Origin of the sequence: Pseudoalteromonas sp. NSLLW24 (genome assembly GCF_015864725.1) — a bacterium.
In the GTDB taxonomy this organism is placed as follows: Bacteria; Pseudomonadota; Gammaproteobacteria; order Enterobacterales; family Alteromonadaceae; genus Pseudoalteromonas; species Pseudoalteromonas arctica.
In genome coordinates this window covers 1-17732 of the sequence record NZ_JADYWQ010000032.1, presented here as the reverse complement: position 1 = coordinate 17732, position 17732 = coordinate 1, and the positions used below count along the sequence as shown (strand labels likewise).

The following is a 17732-nucleotide window of genomic DNA, read 5'->3' as shown; positions in this document are numbered from 1 at the left end:
GTCTTCGTTTTGCTATCCGTGAAGGTGGTCGTACTGTAGGTGCTGGTGTTGTAGCAACTATCGTAGCGTAATTATTAGCCTAGCTAATTGTTACCAAAAAGCCCGAGCTTAGTCTCGGGCTTTTTAATGTCTAAAATAAAGTGTCATATAAAAGCGGTGTTCCTACCTTCGGCCTAAAGTAACTATCGTAGAGTAATTACTAACCTAGCTAATTATTAATAACTGAGTTTAATCTCGGGTTTTTTAATGTCTAAAATAAAGTGTCATATGAAGGTGGCGCTCTTACTTTAGGCGTAGGTGCGTTGTAGTAACGTTCAAAGCGTAATTATTAGCCTAGCTAATTATTACCAAAAAGCCCGAACTTAGTCTCGGGCTTTTTAATGCCTAAAATAAAGAGTGATTTGAAGGTGAGAATCTCACATCAGATGAAGATGCTTGGTAAAAACATTCAAAATATTATTATTGGTATTAATAAAAAACCCGAGCCAAGCCCGGGTTTCGATAAGTTATGAATATGTCATAATTAGCTGAAAACTATTCAATATTTTGGGTCTGAATATAGAGATTATTTTACTAAAAGAAGAAGCAAGCGTAAGTCAGTACCGAAAAACAGATATAAAAATTGATTAACTGTTTAGTTTTTGTATTATACACCCAATCATAATCAAATAATCAAGGAAGAGTGTTTTATGAAACCGCTGCACGCATATCCTCATCCCGAGAGACCTCAAAATCCTTCACCATTAGAAATGGCTATTTATAACTATGAGTTAAAAGCTAAAGAGTTCCATAACAAGCGAATAGCTCAAAAAGGGCCGACGAGTGAAGAGCTTAAAAATAAGATGGCTCGTGACTTTAATCATTTGCAAAAAGAGAAAGAGAGAATCAGAGCTCACGCTCGCTTACAAACAGATTTAAAAGAATACCGTGAGCTAAGTGCAAGTTCTACAGTTACACAATTAAAACAAGAAAAGCATCACCCAACACAAAAGCTTGCTCGTCACTTGGCTGCAATAGGGGAACCTAAACCAACTAAGCTGCACGAGGCTCATCATATTATTTGTGGCACAGGGCAATACCAATCAGCGAATATGTTACAAACAAGGCTTAATCTTCATCTGCATGGAGTTGGTATTAACGATCCAATCAACGGTGTATGGTTAATTAATTTTGAAAAAAATAAAGAGCAAAATTGGGATAGCCCAGCTTCGCCACCTCATCGAAAGCTACACAGATATAACTATGAGACATGGATTAATACTAACTTTGGTAATGCGGCTACGCCTAAAGCTTTATTTTTGAATAGACTGAGAACCGTTAAAGTTAAAATAAAAACGGGTACTGTACCTGCAGGTTTACTTGAACCAAAAAATGAAAACTGGAAGGCTTTATAATGACTGTATATCAAATCAAAAACGAAGCTTACACATACGACGTAATCGACTTTAATATTGTTGAACTATCAAAAATACTTTCAAAGCATAGTGGCCTTGAGCCAGACACTATATTAACGATGTTTATGTCGGCCGCACGCCATAATATCGAATTTAGTCATCTATGGCCTCAAGGGTTAAATTTTGACTATTTTGGTAAAGCTAAAAAGCAAGACTATGACATATCGCGGCTAGGTCATTTTTTAATAATGAAGATGCCAGTATATGAGTTGTTAAAAGAGCGCTTAGCAAATTTTGGAGAGTTTTTACCCGTTAAAGCTGAAGGCAACAACATGATATTGTTTAACTTGCTTACCTTCGGGCAAGAGCAAAAAGACATGTGTTTAACCAAATACGAAGATGGCTTCGAAGACGGTTTAGAGTTACTTACCTTTGAGCAAGACGATATACAAAATAAACTGCTATTTAAATCTAAGCTGGAAGGTGCTCAAAAAGTTTATTGTACTGATGAGTTTAAAAATATTATCCAAAGTAACAACCTTAAAGGTTTAGTATTTGACGAAGACTTATTAGACCCGTTTGTTTAGTATCGCTCAACACAAAGGCGAATATATTAAGTAGCCAAAGAATCATTAATTGTGAATACAATACTTTCAGACTCTTTATAAAACAACACCCCTCCCGCCACCCGTAAGCTCAGTGCCCTGCGAGGGGGTAATTGTTTATAAAGCATAGTAAAGCTGCTTACATAACCTTTGCCCCATAATCTTAATTTGTATATTATCTCAACTAATAAGAACAATGGATTAGCTGTATAGTTACTAACTAATACGGCTTGGCAGGGAATAGTATGTCATTACCAGATTACCAATCATTCATGACCCCATTACTGCAATGCTTAGCTAGTGGCAAAACTGTAAAGCTTAAAGATATTGAAGCAAACGTTTATCAAAGGCTATGCTTATCGGCTGAGCAGCTTAAACAGCGTATTCATAGTGGAAAGCAAACTTATGCCTACCACCGCTTAAGTTGGGCTAAAACTTACCTTGTTAAAGCCGGTTTAATTGAGCAGCCTAAAAGAGCCTTTTGTAAAATTACGCAAAAAGGTTTATCAGCATTAGCAGCGGGCGAACTAATCAATAACCAGTACTTAAGCCAATACCCTGAGTTTTTAGACTTTAAAACCCGCACTAAAGACACTAGCGACTCACTAGACGAAAACACCACCAGCTTAGTTAATAGCAACTCACACAAAACACCAGAAGAGCTTATAGAAGCCGCAGTAGATACACTCAATACAAACCTGAGCGATGAAATACTACAGGCAGTGTTTTCGGCCTCCCCTGGATTTTTTGAAAACCTTGTAGTCGATTTAATGCTAGCTATGGGCTACGGTGGCTCACGTAAAGATGCAGGGCAAGCTACGCAGTATACTCAAGATGGTGGCATTGATGGCGTAATAAAAGAAGATAAACTCGGCCTCGAAATGATATATTTACAGGCCAAACGCTACACCAATAAAACAGTGGGTAGACCAGACATACAAGCCTTTGCAGGTGCGCTTGATATGCACCGCGCTAAAAAGGGCGTATTCATCACCACCAGCGGCTTTAGTAAAGATGCACTGGAATATGTAGGCTTAATTGAAAAGCGCATTGTGCTGGTAGATGGAAAGCAACTTACAGAGCTAATGCTTACCCATAATTTAGGCGTTAGCACCAAACAGGTATTTGAAGTAAAAGCGCTTGATAGCGATTACTTTTTAGAAGATTAGATAGCGTGAATACATTACTGTCGCAATAAAGAGGTTTTACCTCTAACTAAAAAATTAAGAGTAGAGTAAATGGTTGAACAACATAAAAAAGAGCTGGAAAAACAACTCTGGAATATTGCTAATAAATTAAGAGGCAATATGAGTGCAGATGACTTTAGGGACTTTATTTTAGGATTTATTTTTTATAAATATTTGTCTGAACGTATGGATTTGTATGCAGATGATATTTTAAAAGAAGATAGCATCAAGTTTGACGCAATTGATGAAAATACAGACGAAGGGAAAGAGTATCTCGATGCGGTTAAAGAGGAAGCTATTGATCATCTTGGCTACTTTTTGAAACCGAGTGAGCTTTTTCATGTATTAGCTGAAAAGGGTTTGAATGGGGAGTTCATCATAGAGAGGTTAACTCAAGTGCTGAATCATATAGAACAAAGTACTATGGGTACTGCTTCTGAAGATGATTTTACAGGGCTCTTCGACGATCTAGACTTAACGTCAAATAAGTTAGGGAAAACAGAAAAAGCGAAAAATGAACTAGTTACTAAAATTCTAGTGCGACTTGATAATATTGACTTTTTACATCATGAAACTGACATTGATGTACTCGGAGATGCTTACGAGTATCTTATTGGTAAGTTTGCTTCTGGTGCCGGCAAAGGGGCTGGTGAATTCTACACGCCACCAGCAGTATCTAAGTTGCTTGCAAAAATTGTTACATTAGGCAAAGAAAAAATTAGTAGCGTTTACGATCCAACCTGTGGTTCTGGTTCCTTGCTTTTAAAAGTCATAAATGAATATAAAGATCAAGAGTCTTATAAAGATATAAAAATATACGGGCAAGAATCAAATCCGACTACATATAACCTAGCTCGTATGAATATGATTTTACACGGTATGCATTACCGTAACTTTGATATTCAACAAGACGATACTCTTGAGCAGCCACAGCATCTTGAGAAGCGCTTTGAAGCCGTAGTAGCAAACCCACCATTTTCAGCCGATTGGAGTGCATCAGCTGGTTTTTTAACTGATGACCGTTTTCAGGATTACGGCAAGCTAGCTCCGAAGAGCAAAGCAGATTTTGCTTTTGTTCAACACATGATTCACCAGCTAGATGAAAATGGCACTATGGCTGTGGTATTGCCACATGGCGTATTATTCCGTGGTGCTGCTGAAGGACATATCCGCAAACATTTAATAAAAGATAAAAATTACCTTGATGCCGTTATTGGCTTACCCGCAAACATTTTTTACGGGACATCAATCCCAACCTGTATTTTGGTATTAAAGAAGAATCGCCAACATAGCGAAAGTATTTTGTTTATAGATGCTAGTCAGAGCTACGGTAAAGCCACTAATCAAAATTACATGCGTGATGAAGACTTAGAAGCTATTTTACAGGCCATTGAAACCCGAGAGTTTAAAGATAAGTTTGCTTATCCCGCCTTATTAACAGAAATAGCTGAAGAGAATGATTTTAATCTCAACATCCCTCGCTACGTTGACACATTTGAAGATGAAGACGAAGTAGAGTTAGATGCGGTTAGTAAAAGCCTTGAGAATGTTAAAGCTGCTGAAAAGCAGGTTGACGATCTAATTAATAAGTTTTGTATGGAATTGAAAATTGACTCTCCAGTAATTAGGAATCAATAATCATGGAAACTATATCACCAAGGCTAAGGTTCAAATCATTCAATGATAATTGGTCAACTCCTAAAATCGCTGAATTAGTCAGCCACGGTATTCTTGATAAACCAATGGATGGGAATCATGGAGAAATTCATCCTAAATCTAGTGACTACGTAGAATCAGGTATACCTTTTATTATGGCAAATAATGTCATTGATGGTGAAATTGATTTCATTAGAAGCAGTAAGATTACTAAAGAGCAGGCAGGTGGCCTTAGGAAAGGCTTTTCATATTCAGGGGATGTATTGTTGACCCACAAAGGTACAGTGGGGAATACCGCTATCGTTCCTGATGGAGTACCTGACTACATTATGCTTACTCCACAAGTCACATACTATAGGGTTTTAGATTGCAAAAAACTCCACAATAAATATTTGCGATATTGTTTTGAATCTCCCAATTTTAAAAAAGCTCTGAATATAGCGGCATCAAGCGGAACTCGTCCATACGTTGGAATAACAGAGCAGGCTCAAATAAAGATTCAAATTACAGACATTAATGAGCAACAAAAAATTGCAGACTTCCTCTCTTCAGTAGATAACAAAATCAATTTACTAAAAGAAAAACATGCTTTGCTTACTCAATATAAAAAAGGCGTGATGCAAAAGCTATTCAAGCAAGAAATCCGTTTTAAAGGTGGATACAGTAACGCTTTTCCTGATTGGCAAGAAACCAGCTTTGATAAAGTGTTTGAGCGTGTTACTCGTAAAAACAAAGAAGATAATCAGAATGTATTAACCATTTCAGCGCAACGAGGTTTGATCAACCAAGAAAAGTACTTTAATAAATCGGTTTCAGCAAAAAATGTGACAGGCTATTGCTTACTTGAAAAAGGTGAGTTTGCATATAATAAAAGTTATTCGAAAGGCTACCCAATGGGCGCAATTAAGCGCTTAAATAATTATGATAAAGGGGTGGTTTCAACCTTATATATTTGCTTTAAAACCCATGGTGAGCAGTATGATGAATTTTGGGAACAATATTTTGAAGCGGGTAATTTAAATCGTGAAATTAATAAAATTGCCCAAGAAGGAGCAAGAAACCACGGTTTACTCAATGTAAGTGTTACTGAATTCTTTCAAGATATTAAAGTTCAAATGCCAAGCAAAAAAGAACAAGAAAAAATTGCAGAGTTTTTAGGTGCGTTAGATGAAAAAATTAATGCGGTAAATGAACAAGTAAAGCTAACTGAAACCTTCAAAAAAGGTTTGTTACAACAGATGTTTGTATAGGAATAAATTGATTATGCCTAAAGAGAAAAGGAAGTTAATGTGGCCTATCAGTCAGAACAAGAATTAGAAGATAACTTAGTTGCCCAGCTTACTAAAAAAGTTGCTGGTAAGCCGCAGTTTGAAAAGGTCAATATTACCGATATTGAATCGCTTAGGGCTAATTTAAAGAAGCAGCTTTCAAAGCTTAATGGCTTTGGAATAAGTGATAATGAGCTCAAGCAAATACGTAATGCTTTAGGGAAAGGCAATGTTTTTGATAAAGCAAAAATACTGCGTGATAGGCTGCAAATAAATAAAGACGATGGCACCGCTGGGTATATCCGTTTTATTGATAGCTATGTTGATAAAAACCATTTTCAGGTAACGCAACAAGTTACCGTAGAAGGCCGTTATAAAAACCGCTATGACGTAACAATATTGGTTAACGGCTTGCCACTAGTGCAAATAGAATTGAAGCGCCGTGGCTTAGAGCTTAAAGAAGCGTTTAATCAAATTAATCGATATCAGCGTCATTCTTATTGGGCTGAAGATGGCTTGTTTCAGTATGTGCAGGTGTTTGTTATCTCTAATGGTGTGAATACTAAGTATTACGCCAATAACCGCAAACAAAGCTTTAAACAAACCTTCTTCTGGGCAAAAGAAAATAACGACCGTTATACCGAGTTAAACCAATTCGTTAAGGTGTTTTTAACCCCTAAACACTTAACCGACATAATCACTAAATACGTGGTACTGAACGAAACCGATCGCATATTAATGGTGATGCGCCCTTATCAAATATATGCCACTGAAGCGATTATTGACCGGGTAGCAGAGCGTGAACAGTTAAAAACTAATAACCAATCAATTGAAAAACAAAATGGCTATATTTGGCATACTACAGGCTCTGGTAAAACACTTACCTCATTTAAAACCGCCCAGTTACTTACCGGTGATAGCGCCATTCATAAAGTAGTGTTTGTAGTTGATCGTAAAGATTTGGATTATCAAACAGCCAAAGAGTTTAATAGCTTCATTAAAGGCTGTGTAGACGGTACAGACAAAACCAAAGTGTTAGTTGACCAGTTTACTGGTAAAAATGTGTATTACCTTGAGAAAGATGGTGAGCAGCAGTCCTCAACTAAAGCGAAAGGCGGTAAGGTTAATACTCGCCGTAATGAAAAGCTAATTGTTACTACCATTCAAAAGCTTAATAACGCCATTAGTAATAAACGTTATTCAAGTCGCATGGAGCTAGTAAAAGACAAAAACGTGGTGTTTATTTTTGATGAATGTCACCGTAGTCAGTTTGGTGATACTCATCAACGTATTAGTCAGTTTTTTACTAATCATCAAATGTTTGGTTTTACCGGTACGCCTATTTTTGCTGAGAATGCGGTGTCTAAATTTTCTCGTAAATATACCACCAGTGACTTGTTCCATAAGCCGTTACACAAATACACCATTGTTGATGCAATTAAAGACGAAAACGTACTTAAGTTTAATGTTGAGTATGTGGGTCGTTACAAGAAAAAAGATAGTGCCAATGAAGTTGATATTGATGTTGAAGGTATCGACACCAAAGAGCTAATGGAATCTGACGTTAGGTTAGAAAAAATAACCGATTACATTATTGTTCAACATAATCGTAAAACACACAGTAAAGCCTTTACCGGCATGTTTTGTGTTTCAAGCGTGCCTGCATTAATTAAGTATTACGAGCTATTTGCTCAGAAAAAATCGGAAGGTAAACACAACCTTAAAATTGCCACTATTTTCTCATATGCCGCTAACGAAGAAGACCCATATGCTGATGGCTTAGATGAAGTTGTATTAGATAAAGTTGTATTAGATAAAGTTGCAGAGCCCCAAGCGGTCTATAGTCATAGCAGAGACAGGCTTGAAGAGTTTATTGGTGACTACAATAAAATGTTTGGTAGCAGTTATACCACCAAAGATAGCGAGTCTTATTACAACTACTACAACGATATTTCGAAAAAGGTCCGTGAACGCAAAATAGATATCTTGCTTGTGGTAAATATGTTTTTAACCGGGTTTGATAGTAAAACCTTAAATACCCTGTATGTTGATAAGAGCCTTAAGTATCACGGGTTAATTCAAGCTTATTCACGCACCAATCGCATTTTAAACGAGCAAAAATCTCAAGGTAACATCATTAGCTTCCGTAATCTGAAAAAGCGCACAGATGATGCTTTAGCGCTATTTTCGAATAAGGATGCTAAAGATACGGTGATCATGCCGCCGTATGAAGAATTCATTAAGATGTTTAATCAAGCGTTAGACCAAATGCAAACCATCGCACCTGATACGGCGAGTGTTGATAGCCTTGAAGATGAAAACGCAGAACTTGAGTTTATTAAAGCGTTCAGGGAGTTAATGCGTTTACGTAATGTGCTTTCAACGTTTGCTGACTTTAAGTTTGATGATGTTTTTATTCAAGAACAAGAATATGAAGACTATAAAAGTAAGTACCTCGATTTATACGACAAGGTTAAAACCAATACCGCCCCTGAAAAAGAGTCGATATTAGAAGAGATTGACTTTGAACTTGAGCTGTTAGCTATGGATGAAGTGAATGTTGCTTACATCTTAAAGCTACTTAGCAAACTTAAACAATCTGACTCTGATGAAGAGTACCAGCAGCAGTATAAAGCACTAATGCAAACCATTGGTGGTGATCCTGAACTGCGGAGTAAGCAAGAGCTGATTGATAAATTCATTCAAGAAAACCTGCCAGATGTACAATCAGCCGAAGAAGTTGACGATGCCTTTGCCGCCTATTGGGAAGTTGAAAAAGAAAAAGCCACCCAAGTAATGGCTGAAGAAGAACACTTGATACCTGAAAACGTAAAAGAACTTGTTGAACGCATGATATTCAGCAACCAAGAACCATTGCGTGAAGACATAGTAGCAACAATGGAAAAGCCCCCAAGCGTGCTGCAACGCAAGAAAGTAATACCAAGGCTAGCTGAGAAGCTAAAAGGCTTTTTTAATACGTTTTATGGTGGTATGTGATGGAGTTAATAGCTGACGGACAATTTAAACTCGTTTATTTATGGGTTGAAGAATATAAAAACATTATAGATAAAAGCCTGCACTTCTCACTAAATTATGATGTTAAAAGAAATGATAAAGAAATAAGCATTGAGCATACTGACTTTTTTCAATACAGTACTCAATTAAAAAATCCTGTTAGGCATTTAGATTTTTTTACTGCCCTAATAGGTAAAAATGGTACGGGTAAGTCAAACTTAATCGAATTAATTAGTTATATCTATACGACAGGTTTTTTTCCAAAAGAAATGGGTCAGGTAGGTGCAAATAGTTTTTGTATTTTAGAACAAATGACTAATCAAGGAAGCCAATTTTACTTATTATCACCCAGTTATACGAGCTATTCCCTTAAAAATAATGGGATACAGGATCTGGCCTTTATACCCCGAGAGCTGGCAAAGCCTTTTGGTCAAACTGTTTTATATCATCCACTGAGTGATGTTGCCGCTGGTACGTCATCTTCTACAGGTCTCACAAGCTTAAAAATATCTTCAAACCCTTTTAAAAAGCTCATTACAGGTGTAAGTGACAGTGAACTTGCCAAAAGATTTTCTGATAGTGCAAAAGATCTGACAGATATCTCAAAGCTTGCATATATTTCAGAAAATAAGTTTTCACGATTGTTGTTTCTTTATAGTGATTTTAAAGAAAATATTACCGAAAATGTGGATTTGCATTTTGAGTTTGAAGGGTTCAGTAAAAATACTTCTTATGTGAAACTTTATAATGAATTTATTCTGTATATATCAAGGAAAAATAATTTAACAAAAGATGACTTTATTTTAATTTATTTATTCTTAATTTCAGTAAGTGCGGTTCAGTCTGATATAAAAAAGTCGATCGTTCCTCACTTAGATGGTTTGATGATTTGTTTAAAGATATTATTAACACGGTTTAAGGTATTTCAGTCTTTCGAAAAAGATATCAATAAATATATTGAAAGACAGGGCTGGGATAAATTGGTCTATGAATTAAGCTTACATCTTAAGGGATTTGAGTTAAGTATAGATTCCTTTGAGGCTGGATTTAATGATGTACATGGACCCCATCTGTTTATTGAATTAGCCAATGTGGACGATGGTAATGGAATAGACTTCATTTGTGGAACTGATTGGGTCGATTTACCTAATTTGAAACGAGCATTTCAGGCCCCTGGGTTACCTATAAAAATAGATGGATTGAGTTCGGGGGAAATAACCGCAGTACATTTCTTTAATGAAATAAAACTAGCCCTTATTCAAGAGCCTAACAGCGTGGTTATATTGGATGAGCCCGAGAACTCCTTTCATCCTGAATGGCAAAGGTGTTTAGTTTATTTACTGAGCTCTCTTTTCCTTGAATTAAAGGTTGAGCCACAAGTAATTATTTCGTCACATAGCCCTTTTGTTTTATCTGACATTTTAGATGGAAAAGCTTTAGCTTTAGGGAATAATCGGAGTCTCAATGATAGTTTTGCGGCTAATATTCATGAAATGTTAGCTGATAGCTTCTTTTTAGAGAGCACGATTGGTGAAGCTGCTAAAATTGAAATAGAACGTTTAGTTGGTTTTATTAACGATCATAAGTCTGAATCTTTTTTACCTGATGCATCATTTGAAGATAAGCTTTTAGGTGCGGAATTATTGGTTTCACATATTGGTGATAGGTTATTAAGAAAAGAATTAAAAAAACGGTTAGTTTCTTTTAGTCAGAAAAATAATGTTGATTCTGCAATGATCACTAAATTAGTCAGATATAGTCAGTCAAACCCTGATTTAAAAAACAAATTAGAAGATTTGCAGGCTCTTTTCATAGTGGATGAGGAATAAATGTTTTCTATTACCTTTAGAGCTTCAGAAAATGTAAACAGAAAACATTTTGATTGGTGTATAGAGCAGTTAGATATATTCTCTGAGGGAAACCCTTTACCTGACAATCAATATATGGCTTGGTTATTTACCAAAGGTAATCGTCTGTTTTTAAGTTCTCCACCACAACAACTTGAGGTGTTAGTTGAGTTAACTGATTTAATGAAACAACAGGTTCCAGTCGTTTTCCACTCTTTGTTTCATGATGCATTTTACTTTTGGAAAACAGTTAAAAAAAGTGGAACAATAAAGGAGGTGTCTTTATTATTTAAGAGCTCTGCTATAAATCAGCTAACAAGTTTTATTAGTAAAGATAAGAGAGTTGGGGTTAATAGAGATGCTATCTCTGAAAAACTAGAAGAGCTGGGGCTGCTGGATTTTTACCTAATTAATGGTGAATTGAATTACAGTTTGCTACGTAAGCACTTCGTTGCCGATGGTCCAGCTGCTCACCGAGCTAATCCCAGAATGGAGTTAGATCTTGCTTGTATAGGAATAGACATCGAGTTTAAAACATTTCTATATTTTTGTATGGATAAGTTTAAATATGACAAGCTTATTGGAAGTTTTGATGGTTGGGGAGCCTATGAAATTACTAAAAGTACAGAGAATACGCTCTGTCCTTATTGCAATCGTAATTATACACACACTGTTTTTGAGGGTAATGAATTTAAAGGTCGCCCTGAGTTAGATCATTTTTTACCTAAGTCTATATTTCCTTTTTTTGCTGTATCTCTATTTAATTTAATCCCTGTTTGTCATAGCTGTAATCATAGTAAGTCGGATGAAAGTGTACTTGATTGGGAGCAAGGAATATTGGATTTTAGTTTACTGCATCCGCACATACCTGAAGATAATGTAGAGCATATTACGATATTCGAATCAGTACAGCCCGGTGATTTAACCGCTTATTTCATGAGTAATGATTCAACAATGTATCAAAAAATTAAATTAACTGACTCAGCATTGCAAAATAAAAAAATCAAAAACTCTTTAGCTTTATATAAGTTAGCAAGATTTCAACATCCATCCCCACATATGCAAGGCTATTACGCAAAACATTCTAGAGATATTGAGCGAACTTTAGATTTAGTAAAGTATTATCCTCAAAGTGCTATTGAGTCGATTGCTAACTTAATTGAAGATGATACGGAGCAGCTTCAAAAAGAATTGATAAAAGCGATAGTTTCTAATTATCCAGAGCATCATGCCTTAGGCAAACTAAAGCAAGATTTATTGACTGATATTATAGATAGTTGGATTATTGAGGATTAAATATAGCCTAAAGGTTAATTTCTTAGTATCTACAAAACCAAACCTAGCTTTTTACAACGCAAAAAAGTACTGCCCATTATTACCGATAGATTTAAATGTTTTGTAGATACGTTTATGGCAGGGTTTTAAAGGGCTGTAGTAGTGCTTCGTGCAAGCCGTCAACGGTTGACGGTTCATGTAGCTACACAAACCTTACTCATGTTTATTGATGCTGCGTAAAGTAATTAAAGAGCACTGCCGCTACTCAAACTTTTTAATTCTGTCGTGGCGGTAGCTTTTAGTTGAATAGCTAGGCGTCATTGTATTTGATACTGAGCTTTCAATTGATGCACGTAATCCATCAAGTAGCTGTACTTCGTTAGAGTGTTTAAGGTAGTCAATAATACCGTCGCTGAGAGATTCTATTATCTCTTTGGCTTTTCTAATTTTAAAGTGAGTGCCCTCAGCCAACTTTAGTAAATACGACACGTCTGGAAATTCTTTGCTGTTAGCCAATTTGAGTGCCATTTTATTATCGATGGTTTCGTATATTTTTGTGTGTGTTATATCAAACGGTGGTGAGAGATATATGTTTTTCATATCAGGTGTATATTGCAAGGCAAAGTTTTTTAGATGGGCATCGCCGTTACCAATTAAGCAGGTAAATACAATGTACTTGTACATCCTTTCTACTTCGGCTTGGCTGTTTGTATATATATAAGTAGCTTTGAGTAAGGTTTCGTAGCTGCCAGTGTATTTAGCGTCGGGGTCGTTAGTTTTTTTTAGTAAGGTTGTGAAATCTTCATAACCGAGCTTAGTTCCGTCACTTGTTTTATCAAAGCGTTCAACAACGAACGTTTCTAAATTTTCAGATAAGTATGTCTTTGGTGGCTCAAGTCCGCAATGGCGAGCTGCTTCCATACACACAAACTCGTTTACCGTAAGTAATGGAAACTCGTTATCGAATGACTTCACTATTAAATCTTTCTGCGGAATTGTTCTATCGGTTTTAATGGTTGAGGCATTAGGAATGCTTACTTTAGGTTGTACGCCTGCCAACGAGTTTTGTAGGTAGTACTTTTCTAATAACTGAGGGAAAAGTGGTGCATTGCTGTTATAAGTTAAAATATCGCTTAAAGATACAGGCTCAGCCTCTGGTAAAGTAAGCTCACTTTTATATGAAAGCATGCCAATGCCTTGTGCGCTCTGTAAAGCAAGTAAATACATGTCGTTTACTTTGGCGTATCTCGCTAGTTTTTCTGCAATGAATCGACGGTTAAAGCCCTCTGGCAAGTTTTGTGAAAATATAGGGTGAAGAGAACCCGATGAGTAGCCATCCATGCCTTTTTTAGTCATAGTCAGTGACACGTGTAGGTTTTCTTGTGTTGGCTGGTAGTGATGTACTGAGCCATGTGTTAATACGCCAACTTCAGAATAGTCAGTGCATACTGTTATATTTGTAATTTTATTTGGAAGCTGTGGTGTGCCACTCATTAGTCATCCTCCGAGAATATATCTTCGATGGTATCCCAGTCTGGTAGAGAGTGTTGTTTTGAGGTAACTTCAAATTGTAAATCAACTGCATCAAGCAGCCGCTCAAATATATCGAATGAACCAGTAAAGCGACCGTTCTCAATCTCGGAAATCGTTGTTTTATTAATTCCCGCGATCTCTGATAGCTTTTGTTGCGTGTAGCCTAAAGCTTTCCTGCTAGTACTTATTTGTTTGCCAATATCTGCTCTACTCGACATATATTCACTTATTGAATGTTAGTTATATGGCTAATATATTAGTATATAACTCCTATATTAGCTATATAGCTAATAAAAATTATCAATATTTCACAGGCATTGCATTATTTATATAAGACGGTTTAGCTTTGTTTTAACTTAAAAACCAAACCGACAACCGTTGACGGGTAGCTAGCAATTAAACTTAAAGGCTTTATTAATAGGTAAAAACTGTTTTTTTGCTTCTTTACTTTTATCTTTAAACCAGTCATTAAATAGGTCATTCATTGTTATAATAATGTCTGTCCCTGCCTTACTCTTTCGGCAAGTGGATCTATACCATTTTTAATTTTTTGTTTTGGTTTCTTTTACATTCATTGAGTTATATAAAATGGCTATCAAGGATTTTAAAAGTGGTTACCAAGTAGTTTGGTAACCACTTGGACACGTACAATAGGGGGCTAGTATGAACGGTAGAAAACAAAAAGCCTAGAAAAAGCTAGGCTTATTAATAAGTTATAAACAAGTTGAAACAGGCTAAAACACTATTCTATATTCTGAATTTGCTCACGCATTTGTTCAATTAGTACTTTTAGCTCTACGGCTGCAGTAGTGATGTCACTATTGATAGATTTAGATGCTAGCGTGTTAGCTTCACGATTAAATTCTTGCATCATAAAATCTAAGCGGCGACCACATGCGCCTCCTTTTTTAAGGATTTTTTTAGTTTCTTTAACGTGAGACTTTAAGCGATCTAATTCTTCAGCCACATCTTGTTTTTGCGCAAGGTAAATAAGTTCTTGTTCAAGGCGTGACTCGTCAATGTTTGCTGTTAAGTCTTCTAGCTTTTGAGCCAGTTTTTCACGCTGCCATTTAGCAATCTCAGGCATGTGCGTTTCTACAATTTCTACTTGCTCTAAAATCGCATCAAGGCGGATTGCTATCATTTCTTCAAGGTTTGCACCTTCATCGCCACGAGCTGATTTAAAATCTTCGATTACTTGATCAAGACCAGCAATTAGTGCTGTATTAACGCTATCCATATCAAGTTCTTCAGCTTCCATAACACCAGGCCAACGTAATATATCAACAGGATTAATGTCGCCATTACTTTGCTGTTGAACCCATTTCGCGCTATTTATAAGTTGCTCAGCAAGGGCTTGGTTAATTGATAGCTCACCAACATGGGCAGGATTTGCTACAAACTTTAAAAAAACCTCAACTTTACCGCGTTGTAAGTGTTTGCGTAAACGCTCACGAATAACTGGCTCCATGCCACGAAATTGCTCTGGTGCGCGAATAAATGTTTCAAGGTAACGCTGGTTCACTGAACGAACTTCCCAAGTGCCAGTTCCCCAATCGCCTTTTATTTCGCGACGCGCATAAGCTGTCATACTGTGGATCATGGATATTTTCCTAAATTTATAAATACAATATTACGATGATTATACCGTAACACCGCTTAAGCTCTAGGGAAAATTTAATACACTGAATATTTTGCATACAGCTATTTATTTAAATCAGCATGGTATCTATACCCACATACACTTATAATGTCGCAAATTCTGAATTAAGGGGATCGTCAATGCGTCCAAGCGAAAGAACACCTAACCAAATTAGACCTGTTACATTTACACGTAATTATACTTTGCATGCTGAAGGCTCAGTACTTGTTGAGTTTGGTAACACCAAAGTACTTTGTACAGCTACTGTCGAATCGGGCGTTCCTCGTTTCATGAAAGGTCAGGGTAAAGGTTGGATCAATGCTGAATACGGTATGTTACCGCGAGCAACGCATACGCGTAATGCTCGAGAAGCTGCACGTGGTAAGCAGGGCGGTCGTACTATGGAAATTCAACGTTTAATTGCACGTGCACTTCGTGCTGCTGTTGATTTAAAAGCACTTGGCGAAAACACAATCACTATCGACTGTGATGTAATCCAAGCAGATGGCGGTACACGTACTGCTTCTATAAGTGGTGCATGTGTTGCACTTGTTGATGCGCTAACGCATATGCGTGCCAAGGGTATGATTAATTCAAACCCACTTAAACATATGATTGCAGCTATTTCAGTAGGTATATACAAAGGCCAAGCAATTAGCGATTTAGAATATATTGAAGATTCAGCAGCAGAAACTGATATGAATGTAATTTTAACCGAAACAGGTAAAATTATAGAAATTCAAGGCACAGCCGAAGGCGAACCTTTCTCGTTTGATGAGCTAGATGAGTTACTTACTTTAGCTAAACATTCTATTCGTGAGATCATTGACGTACAAAAGCAAGCATTAGCATAAATAGGTAGGCCACTAGATATGAAAGATTATCAAAAAGAGTTTATAGAATTTGCTCTAGAGAAGCAGGTATTAAAATTTGGTGAGTTTACTTTAAAGTCAGGGCGCATAAGTCCTTACTTTTTTAATGCCGGTTTGTTTAATACAGGTCGTGACTTAGCACGTTTAGGTCGTTTTTATGCATCAGCATTAGAAGATTCAGCGATAGAGTACGATGTACTATTTGGTCCCGCGTATAAGGGTATCCCAATAGCAACAACGACGGCAGTTGCATTAGCAGATCACCATGATAAAGATGTACCGTACTGTTTTAACCGTAAAGAGAAAAAAGCACACGGTGAAGGTGGTACATTAGTAGGCTCAGAACTCAATGGCAAAATAATGCTAGTTGATGATGTAATTACCGCAGGTACCGCTATTCGTGAGTCCATGGAAATTATTGCACAAAATGGTGCAGACCTTAGTGGTGTTTTAATTGCATTAGATCGCCAAGAAAAAGGTAAAGCCGAGTTATCAGCTATTCAAGAAGTTGAACGCGACTTTAATACCAAAGTAATTTCTATTGTAAAATTAGCAGACCTTATTAGTTACCTTGAAAACCAAGGAACGATGGGCGAGCATTTAGCCTCAGTTAAAGCTTACCGTGATCAATACGGCGTAGCATAAATAAAAAGCCTCGCAGTGCGGGGCTTTATTTTGACCTTCATTCATAGAGTTTATTAATGAAAGATGTATTAAAACCAAATGGCTTAGGCCTCAAACGCGTTTTCAAAGCAACCTATTGCTCCTATCTTGGCTTTAAAGCAGCATTTAAAGAAGAAGCTGCATTTAGACAAGAGCTATTACTAAGCCTTATATTATTCCCCACTTCATTTTGGCTTGCTTCATCATTATTACACTGGGCAATACTAATTAGCTCACTGCTTATTATTCTAATTGTTGAATTGCTAAACTCTGCCATTGAAGCATTAACAGATCGAGTAAGTACAGAATTGCATGTATTGTCAGGTAGAGCCAAAGATATGGGATCTGCAGCCGTAACACTTTCATTAACGATCGTATTGATCATATGGGGTGTAAGTCTTTATATGAAGATCGTTTAAGCTCACTTTTAATATCAGTGAAGTTTAAACACCTTTAGTTGTTAATAATTTGCTAGTTATGTTGTGTTTTTAACGTGTTTAGCTCAAATACTCAGCGAACAGCACATTATTTCAAGTTTTCTTCAAAAAAGGGTTGATCTGTTTTCGGATCTCCCTATAATGCGACCCCACTGAGACGGGAAACGCCAACGCATAGCGAGGCACGAACAACTCAGGGTGTTAAGTAAAACTTAGGTTTTAAATCTTCCAAAAGAAAGTTTAAAACTAAGTGTTGACTCGAAAAATAAAGGGTGTATTATTCGCATCCCTTGAGACGCTAAAGCGACTCAAAACGTTCTTTAACAATATAAAGCAAT

The 17732-nt window shown here is 36.6% G+C and carries 14 protein-coding genes and 1 pseudogene; 12 read left to right on the top strand and 3 right to left on the bottom strand.

Going from position 1 to position 17732, the window contains the following annotated elements; translation table 11 throughout:
* The 9 genes and pseudogenes from I6E72_RS19485 to I6E72_RS19445 form a co-directional block, all read left to right on the top strand.
* Window positions 1–71, top strand: a pseudogene (locus tag I6E72_RS19485) (elongation factor Tu); the annotation flags it as partial.
* Window positions 72–689: 618 nt separating this feature from the next.
* Window positions 690–1394: an AHH domain-containing protein gene (locus I6E72_RS19480; protein ID WP_197113884.1), complete on the top strand. Its 705-nt coding sequence runs from the start codon at window positions 690–692 to the stop codon at window positions 1392–1394.
* Window positions 1394–1981 carry a hypothetical protein gene (locus tag I6E72_RS19475; protein WP_197113882.1) on the top strand — a complete coding sequence of 196 codons (588 nt, stop codon included), beginning with the start codon at window positions 1394–1396 and terminating at the stop codon, window positions 1979–1981. The genes I6E72_RS19480 and I6E72_RS19475 overlap by 1 nt, the downstream gene beginning before the upstream one ends.
* Before the next feature lie 263 nt (window positions 1982–2244).
* Window positions 2245–3168: a restriction endonuclease gene (locus I6E72_RS19470; RefSeq protein WP_197113880.1), complete on the top strand. Its 924-nt coding sequence runs from the start codon at window positions 2245–2247 to the stop codon at window positions 3166–3168.
* A 69-nt stretch (window positions 3169–3237) separates the two neighbouring features.
* A complete protein-coding gene (locus I6E72_RS19465; RefSeq protein WP_197113878.1) occupies window positions 3238–4824 on the top strand; it encodes a type I restriction-modification system subunit M in 1587 nt (528 codons plus the stop codon).
* 2 nt (window positions 4825–4826) lie between these two features.
* A complete protein-coding gene (locus I6E72_RS19460) occupies window positions 4827–6092 on the top strand; it encodes a restriction endonuclease subunit S (protein ID WP_197113876.1) in 1266 nt (421 codons plus the stop codon).
* A gap of 39 nt (window positions 6093–6131) precedes the next feature.
* Complete coding sequence (locus tag I6E72_RS19455; RefSeq protein WP_197113874.1) at window positions 6132–9107, top strand: type I restriction endonuclease subunit R; 2976 nt, start codon at window positions 6132–6134, stop codon at window positions 9105–9107.
* The gene (locus I6E72_RS19450) at window positions 9107–10954 is read left to right on the top strand and encodes an AAA family ATPase (protein ID WP_197113872.1); all 1848 of its coding nucleotides are present in this window, start codon (window positions 9107–9109) and stop codon (window positions 10952–10954) included. Before I6E72_RS19455 ends, I6E72_RS19450 begins: the two co-directional genes overlap by 1 nt.
* Window positions 10955–12268 carry an HNH endonuclease domain-containing protein gene (locus I6E72_RS19445; protein WP_197113870.1) on the top strand — a complete coding sequence of 438 codons (1314 nt, stop codon included), beginning with the start codon at window positions 10955–10957 and terminating at the stop codon, window positions 12266–12268.
* 240 nt (window positions 12269–12508) lie between these two features.
* Here the strand turns inward: I6E72_RS19445 and I6E72_RS19440 are convergent, their stop codons facing one another.
* The 3 genes from I6E72_RS19440 to I6E72_RS19430 form a co-directional block, all read right to left on the bottom strand.
* A complete protein-coding gene (locus tag I6E72_RS19440) occupies window positions 12509–13741 on the bottom strand; it encodes a type II toxin-antitoxin system HipA family toxin (protein ID WP_197113867.1) in 1233 nt (410 codons plus the stop codon).
* A complete protein-coding gene (locus I6E72_RS19435; protein ID WP_024609406.1) occupies window positions 13741–13998 on the bottom strand; it encodes a helix-turn-helix transcriptional regulator in 258 nt (85 codons plus the stop codon). Before I6E72_RS19435 ends, I6E72_RS19440 begins: the two co-directional genes overlap by 1 nt.
* A gap of 524 nt (window positions 13999–14522) precedes the next feature.
* Window positions 14523–15383, bottom strand: a complete 861-nt coding sequence (locus I6E72_RS19430) for a YicC/YloC family endoribonuclease (protein ID WP_002958889.1) — start codon at window positions 15381–15383, stop codon at window positions 14523–14525.
* A 179-nt stretch (window positions 15384–15562) separates the two neighbouring features.
* Here I6E72_RS19430 and rph point away from each other — a divergent pair, with 179 nt between their 5' ends.
* The 3 genes from rph to I6E72_RS19415 are packed head-to-tail and all read left to right on the top strand — an operon-like array spanning window position 15563 to window position 17376.
* Window positions 15563–16276 (top strand): ribonuclease PH, encoded by a 714-nt coding sequence (rph, locus tag I6E72_RS19425; RefSeq protein ID WP_002958890.1) that lies wholly within the window; start codon window positions 15563–15565, stop codon window positions 16274–16276.
* Between the two features lie 18 nt (window positions 16277–16294).
* Window positions 16295–16939, top strand: coding sequence for an orotate phosphoribosyltransferase (gene pyrE, locus I6E72_RS19420; RefSeq protein WP_007583381.1), 645 nt, complete (start codon window positions 16295–16297; stop codon window positions 16937–16939).
* A gap of 56 nt (window positions 16940–16995) precedes the next feature.
* The gene (locus I6E72_RS19415) at window positions 16996–17376 is read left to right on the top strand and encodes a diacylglycerol kinase (RefSeq protein ID WP_007583384.1); all 381 of its coding nucleotides are present in this window, start codon (window positions 16996–16998) and stop codon (window positions 17374–17376) included.
* Window positions 17377–17732: the final 356 nt, after the last annotated feature.